The sequence below is a fragment of the Methylobacterium sp. A49B genome (genome assembly GCF_053346215.1).
Genome location: NZ_JBKFBO010000095.1, coordinates 106,592 through 116,468, shown reverse-complemented (window position 1 = coordinate 116,468; position 9,877 = coordinate 106,592). Strand labels below are relative to the sequence as shown.

The following is a 9,877-nucleotide window of genomic DNA, read 5'->3' as shown; positions in this document are numbered from 1 at the left end:
GGCGCATGCGGGTGCGTTTGGGATCCGGGAGCAGAGCACGCAGGCCCAGGGTCTGTCGTACGCGGGGGCGGCGTCGGGCTCGGGCGGCGTGTCGTCGATTTTCTGGAACCCGGCCACGATCACCATGAACCCGGGCTTCGTCTCGGAGCAGAACCTCACCTTCATCGGCCTGTCCTCCGAGATCCGGCCCGCGCCCGGCACCAACCCGGCCTTCGCCGGCCTGGGCGGCTCCGGCGACATCGGCCAGGGCGCCGTCGTGCCGGCGGGCGCCACCTCCTACCAGCTCAGCGACCGCCTCTGGCTCGGCCTGTCCACCGGCGCCCCCTTCGGCCTCGTGACCAAGCCGCGCGACGTGTGGGCCGGCGAGGTCTACGGCCGCTCGTCCCGGATCTTCTCGCTGGCGTTCAACCCGGTCATCGGCTTCAAGGTCAACGAGTGGCTCGCGCTCGCGGCCGGGCCCAACATCGAGTACTTCCGCCTGACCCTGCGCCAGGCGCTGCCGATCCCCGGGATCTCGCCGGTCGCCTACCCGAGCGGCTTCCTCAAGGGCGAGTCCTGGGGCGTGGGCTTCACCGCCGGCGCCACGATCACGCCGCGCGACGGCACCGTGCTGGGCATCGGCTACCGCTCCTCGGTCCACCACGACATCGACGGCTCGATCGGCGTGCCGCTGCTCGCGCTGGCGCCGCTGGCCGGCCAGGTCCGCGCCAAGCTGAACACGCCCGACAAGCTGAGCGTCGGCCTCACCCAGGCGATCACCCCGGTGGCGCGGGTCAACCTCGGCTTCGAGTGGGACAACTGGTCGAGGCTGGGCTCGATCGGCATCGTGTCGAAGACGCTCGGCCTGCCGGTCAACAACCTGCCGCTCAACTACAAGGACGGCTACACCTACGCGATCGGCGCCGAGTACGACGCCTCCGCCAACCTGACCCTGCGCACGGGCTTTGCCTACGAGACCTCGCCGATCGACTTCTCCAACCGCTCGGTGCGCCTGCCCGACGGCGACCGCTACATCGCCTCCGTGGGCGCCAGCTACCGCTGGAACCAGCAGCTGACCCTCAACCTCGCCTACTCGCACTTCTTCCTCGACCGCTCGCGGATCCTGGCCGGCATCGGGCGCGACTACAACGTCGGCAACATCGCCTTCGCGGGCGTGGTCGATTCCAGCGCCGACGTCGTCTCCGTCGGGTTCCGCTACGTCTTCGGCGCACCCCAAGCCCCAGCACCCGCACCCATCATCCGGAAATACTGATCCTGCGAATCCGGCAGCAGGAAGCTCTAGCGGCGATCACGTTCTACCCATGACGTGGTCGCGCGCCGATCGCGCGGTGTTTATCGCCGACGGTTCCGCATTCCCGCTCGCGAGGGAGATCCACGACATCGCGAGCGGCACTCCGACGTCGACACAGGCGGCAAGGTGAGATGGCCCGACCGGCCATCCATCCGGCGGAGATTATCCCCTCGACACGTTCGACCCGGCGGTCGCCGTCCTGCAGATCCTCGAGCCGGGACACGTTCTCCGTCGTGGCCTCCGGCGCGCGAGCCGCAGCCCCGCCTCATGCCGTTCGGACGCAGGCGTCGCTTTGCTTCAACGACGCCTCATGGATCGCGCACCTGGATTTTTCCGGGTTGACGTCGATAGTTTGACATATCTTCGTCAGATCGACCGAGCGCCTCCGATTTCCGGACAAATTGAGTCAAATTTTTTGCGTATTCTACATATTAAAATAGCGTTCCTATTTTATCTTCACTCTGCTTCGCCACCGTTTATGGTGGCGCCCTCGGGAAATATCCTGTGGTTGTGCCGTGCAAGTGCGCCGGCCCGTTCCAACAGGTGTATGCTCTCGATTCCTGAGATCAAATCCGCAAAGTCGATAAAGTCCAAGACGCATTACTATTCGACCGTTTGACAAGCATCGAATCCTGATATAATGCATCCCATAGCTCATTCGAATAAGTAATTTCGAGAAATATGCCTACATTTGAGGAAGTTGGGCATCTCCCGAGCATAATCACGGTTCGATGACGCCCGCGCAAACCAGCGAATGGAACAGAGTTACTGTGGCAAATGAGATCCACGATGCGGTCGTGCTGGGAGCTGGGATCAGCGGGCTTGTTTCGGCTTCGATACTGCACGATCAGGGCTGTCAAAAAATTCTCGTCATCGACCAATTCGATAAGCTCGGCGGCAACCATATCGATCGCGAGCTCAACGGCTACACTTTCGACATTGGCAGCTTGATCTTTCAAGACGACTCACCGCTTCTGCGGCATTTCCCCGAACTTCTGGAACATTACGTTCCGATCGAACCGGAATGGGGCAAGTTGACGCCTCAGGGCAAGATCGCGCAATATCCGCTTTCGATAAAGAAGGACATACTCGAATCAGGAATAGGCGGATGTCTGCGCATCGCATTTTCCGTTTTATACGCGAGGTTGTTTCACCGTGAAATAAAAAATGCGCGCGACTTTGCTCGATATTGGATCGGCGACTACTTTTTGAACCGATCAGGCCTCGAAAGTTATATGAAGCGCTTCTTCGGGATCCCGGCGCAAGCCGTAGATTTGGAATTCGCGGAGAAGAGGATGCTTTGGATCAAGGATCATGCTCGACTGGGCAAGTTGTTCCGCTATCTGAGGCCGCATCCGCAATCGGCACCGACCAACCGACAATTGGCGCGTCCGCAGGCAGGCTTCGACGCCTTGTATTCGGTGGCAGCATCAACGCTCCGTGAACGCGGCACGGTTTTCGAGCTTGGTCAGAGGGTAGACCGGATCTGCAAGATCAATAATGGCTTCCTCCTGAAACTCGGCGATCGCGAGGTGATCGCGCGGCGGATAATCTCGACAATACCGATCAATCTGGCACTCGCCGCCTGCGGAATGGAACCGGACCCCGGCCTGTCTTCGGTATCACTGATAAGCCTATACTTCAGCTTCTGCGGAGAACGTGGCTTTGATTGCTCCATACTCTATAATTTTTCGAATGACGGATCTTGGAAGAGGCTGACCGTCTATTCAGATTTCTACGGCAGGGTCAACGGCCGGGAGTATTTTGGTGTCGAAGTGATCGCATCGCACGCCGGCAACAGCATTTCCCTGGCCGAGCAAAACTTCCGCGATCACGTCTCGCACAACAAACTTTTCGCCGGCAATCTGCAGTTCGAGGGCGGGCAGTTTGTGCACTGTGCCTACCCGGTCTACACGGACAACGCGCAGGAGAAGGCCGAGGCGGCCGGCCGGCGACTGCGCAGCTTCGGCGTCGAGTCGTTCGGCCGGCAGGGCGGCTTCGACTATCAGCCGACGGCACGCGTTTCTACGCTGACTGCCGAGGCCAATCTGGAGCGGACGACGGCTCCACGAGCGTCGTGAAAATTTTGGCTCGCTCCATTCGCGGTCCCGCTCGATTCTGAACATGCCGATCAAGGACGTCCACGCTGCCTCATCGCACGATGGGATGGCCGCCGTCGGCACGACCATGACCCACAGATCGTCGCTTGGTATGGGCCTCCGCCCCTTCCCATCCGATGACATCACGTCTCACGCGCGCGTCTGTTCGACCGTGGCATGCCGGATCACCGCGCCGAGCGCCGAGCGTCCCTGAGATGTCGGCCCCCTGCCGCAGGGGCCGCTGTCCTCGTCCTCGAGTGCTGATCCCGCCACAGCGTAGATTGCGGCCCTTGTACAGAGAGGAATTGGCGGCTAGCACCCGCCCGGGTATCCACGGGCGACCGGCAGGTTTAACTTTATTTCGGCATTTCTCGGCAATTTCAGTGGACTCCGCCCCGAGGCAGATCTTTGCGAAACCGTTGCCTGATATGCATAACTTGACGTTAAGCGATAGCATTTCGCTGACGAACCGACTTGCGGCAGTCTGAGCGAACGTGTTGAGCGTCCAATGATGGTGAAAGTTTCCCACAGCACCTGGCCGGTTCAATCGTGGACGGCGGCCGGCCGTCATACGCCAGGACTCGATGGAGAGACGCCTTTCCGGCTTTGCCCCGAACGCGGCGCTTATACAAGATGAGCGTTTATTTCATGGAATTTGTTGTGTGCTGATAGTCCGCAAGACTCTTCTTTGGCGCCATTCCACTCAACCGAACGATACGCGCTGTTGGCAACTGCGCCGGGTACGCCGTTGTCGGAGCTTGCATTCCTCAACGCGGTCCATCGCAACGCGAGTGTTTCGTCGGACAAGCAACGAAGTCAGATTCCGGATGGACGCAATTTAGCATGAGCACGCTCGGATCATTCGGAATCAACGGACGATTTCTGACGCAGCCGATGACCGGCGTCCAGAGATACGCCATGAATGTGAGCCGTGCCATGAGTGCGGTCCTCGTCGCTCGAGGAGAAACGGTCCCCCTCCTCTCACCGCGGGACGCTCAGGATCCTGATCTCGACGGGTTGCCGCTCCTCAGGATCGGCGGTCGGGGCGGTCAACGCTGGGAACAATTCGCCCTGCCGCGCGCATGGCCCGATGCTCTGCTCAACTTCTGCAATACGGCACCGGTTCTGAAGAAAGATCAAGTCGTGTGCATCCACGACGCGAACGTCTTCGTGGCCCCGGAAAGCTACGGTTTCGCGTTCCGCACGTTCTACAAGACCCTTCAGCCGGTGCTCGCCAAGCGCGCGGCTCGGATCGTGACGGTGTCCAGATTTTCGGCGACACAGATCGCTCAGCATCTGGGATTGAAAGTATCGGACATCGTCGTGCTTCCCAACGGGCACGAACATGTCCGGCAGTGGGATCCCGGGCAGGCGACTCGCGCAAGATCGGCGCTGCGCCGCGATCCGGACGGCGTAGCGCGCCCGTTCGTCTTGGCGCTCGGTTCCCGAGCCCGCCACAAGAACTTACGACTGCTGCTCCAGCTTGCTCCTGAACTCGCCGCTCTCGGGATCGATCTCGTCGTCGCCGGTGGTCACGCCGGAATCTACGCCCAGGAGGATTTGCAGCACAGCGATAACGTGCAGAGCATCGGCTTCGTCACCGACCACGACCTCGCCTTCCTCATGGAGCACGCTCTGTGCCTCGCCTTCCCGTCGCTCACCGAAGGTTTCGGCCTACCGGCCCTTGAAGCGATGGCCCTCGGTTGCCCGGTCGTCTCGACCGATCGCGCCAGCTTGCCGGAGATTTGCGGAGACGCAGCGTTGTTCGCGCCGCCGGATCAACCCCACCGCTGGATGGCACATATTCGCGAACTGGCAACGAATCGCAGTCTGCGCGCCGAACTCATCGATCGCGGGCGTGCTCAAGCGTCACTCTTCACCTGGAATGACACTGCGCAAGGATATTTCGACTGCATGCGCAGCCCGAAGCGTCGACCCAGCGCGCCGACCCCGACCGCCAAGCCCCTGCCCAACGTCGCGGTGGTCATCGCGACCCTGGGCCGGCCCGGCATCGTCACGCAGACGCTTCAACGGATCCTTGATCGCCAAACGCACAAGCCCGCCGCGGTGATCGTTTCCTGTACCGCTGTTGCCGATGCGGGCGAGGCGGCCGCCAATCCTGACGTCACCATCGTGACCGGGCGTCCAGGTCTCGCCGCCCAGCGCAACGCTGCACTGGCCGCGCTGCCGGATTCCATCGACGTGGTCGCATTCTTCGACGACGACTTCGTGCCCGCAGCCGATTGGTTGTCGATCGCGACGCGGCAGTTTCGAGATGAGCCCGATCTCGTCGGCTTCACAGGCCAGGTCATCGCCGATGGGATCAAGGGCCCGGGGCTTCAGTTCGACGAAGTCGACCGCCTGCTCAACGCCTTGCAGGCGGTCGAGCCGACGGCCCTGATCGACGGTTACAGTCCCTATGGCTGCAACATGGCGTTTCGCCGCTCGGCGATCGGCACGCTGCGCTTTGACGAACGTCTGGTCCTGTACGGTTGGCTTGAGGATCGCGACTTCGGAGCCGCGCTCGCGGCCAAGGGAGGCAGGCTCGTGCAATGCATGGAAGCCCGCGGCGTCCATCTCGGTGTGAAAAGCGGCCGGGTTTCCGGTGATCGGCTCGGCTACTCGCAGGTCGTCAACCCTTTGTATATGCTGCGAAAGGGCACGATGACGTTCTCTCAGGTCACTGGCCAAATATTCCGCAACGTTGTCAGCAATTTAGCCCGATGGCCTGTCCCGGAATCATTCATCGATCGGCGCGGACGTCTGCGCGGCAATGTGAAGGGCGCCATGGACGCTTTACGGGGCCGCGTCGAGCCGGAGCGGGCGCTGCAGATCAGACACAAGGCTTGAGGTGAGCGTGAACACTCATAATCGGATCCCGCCTGATCGCCTTCAGCCCATCCGTCCCCTCCCGGGTGTTCCCTCCGCCGAACTGCCAGATGGCCCTCTGGCTGTCCTCTCCGCTGCCCTGAAAGCGGCGATACGCCAGAAATACGTGGTGCTCTCCTGGGTCGTGATCTGTGTCGGCTTGGCGGCGTTCTACGCGATAACGGCCAAACCCACCTACACGGCGACCGCGACCCTTCTGCTCGATCCTCGCCGGCCAGTCGGTTCGGCCAACTCCGACTCGTCAAGCGCGAACAGCCTTGACACCAGCAGAGCCGAGAGTGAGCTTCAAGTCCTGCGATCGGAGCGGCTGTTGGCGAATGTCTTCAACAGTCTTGATCTCGCGAACAATCCGGCATTTGCCTTCGAAGCGCCCGACAAGCGCGGATCCTCGGGCTTCAGCCTCAGAGGAATGCTCGGCCTGTCCAATGCGCCGCCCAGCCCTGACACGGTGCTTCAGATCAAGTTCGAGAATTTCGTACAACAATTCAGCGTTCGACGCGTCGGCCAGTCCTACGTCGTCGAGGTCTCCTACACGTCGGGAGATCCGACCCTGGCACGGCGTATCGCCAATGCGGCCGCATCCGCCTACCTATGGCAATCGATTGCGGCGAAGGCCGACGCGGCGAAGAACGGCGCCGAGTTTCTGCAGGGCCGAGTGAATGCGCTGAACTCTCAGGCGCGCTCGGCGGCCACGGCCGTGTCCAACGGCAGCCTGCCTGACGCGCCGACTCCCGATGCCGATGCCCGGATCATCGGCGCGGCACTCCAGCCGCTCAAACCGTCGGCCCCACGCAAGCCGCTCATTCTCGGTCTCGGCGCGACCGTGGGAATCGTCGGAGGCTTGCTCGTCGTCGCCATTCGCCAGGCGCTCGATCGCCGGATCCGCACGCCCCAGGACCTCGCTCAGCGCGTCGGCCTGTCCTGCCTCGCGACGCTCCCCTCCGTTCCTCGCCCGAACGCACGGGGGCGACGCGACGCGTTCGATCTTCGTCGGACAAGTGCCCAATGGCTCAACGACACGAAGACCGTGCTTGGGATTCGCAATCTCAGGACGTCGATCATGATGGAGTTGTCGACGCGTGGCCTCGACGAGGCGGGCATCGTGGCGTTCGTGAGCTGTGGCACGCGATCAGCCTCACCGCTGATCGGGCTGAGCCTGGTCAAGATCATCCGCGAGAGCGGCGAACTGGCAGTCCTGATAGACGCCGATATCTACGGAACCAAGCCCGAGTATCTCGGGCTGGATTCGGAGGTCGAAGATTATGACACTTTAGCCGGGCTTCTCCTCGAGCCCGAAAAAGTGTCGTCGGCGAAGCTGTTGGAATTCCAGGGCGCTTCGATACTTCCGGCACGGATGCCGTCCCGCGAGATCGGCACCGGCATCTATCTCGGCTCGCCGGCATTTCAAAAGGTCGTCAACCGGTGGCGAGCGACGAGCCATGTTGTCCTCGATCTACCATCGCTGTCTGACTCTGCAGACACTCTGGCGGCCGCGCGGCAAGCGGATGCGGTCGTTATAATCGTCGAGGCGACACGCACCACCGCCGACGAAGTCTTGGAGGCCGTGAAAACCTTGAGGAATGCGGGCGCGGCCGTCACCGGCGCCGTTCTTCACAACGTGTAGACCCTTGCGTGTAGACCCTTGCGCCGATTGGACGCCACGCCCTCATGAGGATCCGCATTGTCGGGAAATTGACAGAAGTCCATGCCGACGCGATGCGCCAGGGTTCACACTGAGCCGCATCTGTCGTGGAAACAGCGGCGGGCTTCGCAGACGCGGTGCCCCTCTTTTCCCGATCCGCCCGATCGTCATCAATGATCGTCGCGGCTGACGGGTGATGCGCGTCGCTGTACGTCATCGGCGCGTGCCGACCGCCGGAATCGCCTCAACGCAGAATCGCTGACGCCGCGAACCCGACATCGCGGCACGGCTTTTCCAGAACGTCATCCAAGCCGGGGCAGCCGATTCCGCCCGAAGGCTCAAGCCGCGCGAGCGGCATCCGGGGATCCAGGATGGTCTCTCGCGCCCCACGCGATCGGCCGAAGACGGGCCGCCTCAGGCCACCACCTCCACGTTTCGCTGCGTGATCCAGCGCGTCGCGTCGGCCCGCGGGGCGACCACGTCGGTGTCGGTCCGCAGCTGCGGGCTGAAGGCGGGATCCTCCGCCAGCACGTCGTGCCATCGGCGCAGGAAGCGCGCGGTCTGCGAGCCGGGGGCGAAGCTGGTCTGCCGCGACGCGCTCTCGTGGTGCGCCAGCTCGGCGAACGGCGTGTACACGATGCGGTAGCCGAGCTGGCGCATCTTCAGGCACAGGTCGACATCGTTGAAGTCCAGGGCGAAGCTCTCGTCGAAGCCGTTCACGGCTGCCAGCACCGCCTTGCGGGTAGCGAAGAGTGCGCCGGTCACCGCCGAGCAGTCGCGCTGCGTCAGTGCCCAGTCGCCGTAGGTCGGCTCGGCCGCATCGCGGTTGTACCAGGGATGGGCAAAGACATCGAAGATCCCGCCGGTCATGCCGGCATGCTGGATCTTGCCCGTCGGGAACAGCAGCCGGCCGCCGACACCGCCCACGCCGCGGTCGAGCGCGAAGGTGAGCAGCGCCTCGATCCAGCCGGGTCGGCGCACCACGAGGTCGTCGTTCATCAGGATGACGAGGTCGGTCTCGGCGGAGCGCCAGAGGGTGTTCATCTTGGCCGCGTAGTTGAACCGCTCACCCGGCGCCCGGGACGTCAGCAGGCGGGTCACGGTGAAGCGGTCGGAGCGGCCGCGGTAGATTGCATCGTCGGCCACGTCGTCGCCGATCAGCACGCGGATCCTGTCGGCCGGGTAGGTGCTGCGGCCGAGGCTGTCGAGGAGGTTGATCACGTGCGGCTTCGCGCCGTCGACGGCGCGGCCCTCATCATCCTTCGGGCGGCTCTGGTTGGTCGGAATGACAAGCGTGACGGGCGGGCGCGGGTCGAGGCTGCGGCGGATCTCGAGCGTGTCGGGCGTCAGGCCCGAGCCCGTGCGCAGGGGGACGCCCGTGGTTTCGAACCAGCGGTCGAGGACGGGGGCGCGGGCCGCCCGCTTGGCCTTCGGGCGCTCCAGGGGCGAGGCGATCAGGGTCTGCGGGATCCGGTCGATGCCGATGCCCGCGGAAAGCGCGCCGAGGAGGAACCGGAACCAGACCGCATTGCCGTGACGCATCCCGAAATCCGGGCTCAGGCCCGTGAGGGCGGAGACTCGGACGAGGAGCGGAAAGCCTATGTAGTCGTCGGCCATCAGCAGGCCGAGGTTGAAAGCCGGCTTGCAATGGACGCTCCGGACTTGGCCGGCGGCGTCCACCACGGCGTCGTCGCCGTAGAAGATGCCGATATCGGGCCGCTCGGCCATGGCGCGCGTCAGCTGCGCCACGAGGTCGGGACGCAGCTCCGAGGCCGCCGGGGCCACGAACAGAGCCCGGCAGGCCGGCAGCTGGCCGGCCGCGACCTGCCCGAGCCGGCGCTCATCCACGGGGCGGAACTGCAGGTCGAGGGGCAGCGGTAGGATCGCGTCCGGCCACGCGAGCGTCCCCCAGGAGGCCGACGGGACCGGAACCGGCTTCTTCTTCAACACGGGGGC

At 63.4% G+C, this 9,877-nt stretch carries 5 protein-coding genes; 4 read left to right on the top strand and 1 reads right to left on the bottom strand.

Annotated elements, in window-relative coordinates:
- The 4 genes from ACLBX9_RS14185 to ACLBX9_RS14170 all read left to right on the top strand — a co-directional run.
- The coding region (locus tag ACLBX9_RS14185; RefSeq protein ID WP_447719367.1) for an OmpP1/FadL family transporter at window positions 1–1,252 on the top strand (1,252 nt) is incomplete at its 5' end.
- Window positions 1,253–2,022: 770 nt separating this feature from the next.
- A complete protein-coding gene (locus tag ACLBX9_RS14180) occupies window positions 2,023–3,372 on the top strand; it encodes an NAD(P)-binding protein (protein WP_447719366.1) in 1,350 nt (449 codons plus the stop codon).
- A gap of 861 nt (window positions 3,373–4,233) precedes the next feature.
- Complete coding sequence (locus ACLBX9_RS14175) at window positions 4,234–6,240, top strand: glycosyltransferase (protein ID WP_447719365.1); 2,007 nt, start codon at window positions 4,234–4,236, stop codon at window positions 6,238–6,240.
- A gap of 1 nt (window position 6,241) precedes the next feature.
- Window positions 6,242–7,903 (top strand): Wzz/FepE/Etk N-terminal domain-containing protein, encoded by a 1,662-nt coding sequence (locus ACLBX9_RS14170; protein WP_447719364.1) that lies wholly within the window; start codon window positions 6,242–6,244, stop codon window positions 7,901–7,903.
- Window positions 7,904–8,335: 432 nt separating this feature from the next.
- Here ACLBX9_RS14170 and ACLBX9_RS14165 read toward each other — a convergent pair whose 3' ends face one another.
- A complete protein-coding gene (locus tag ACLBX9_RS14165; protein ID WP_447719363.1) occupies window positions 8,336–9,871 on the bottom strand; it encodes a glycosyltransferase family 2 protein in 1,536 nt (511 codons plus the stop codon).
- Between the last annotated feature and the right edge of the window lie 6 nt (window positions 9,872–9,877).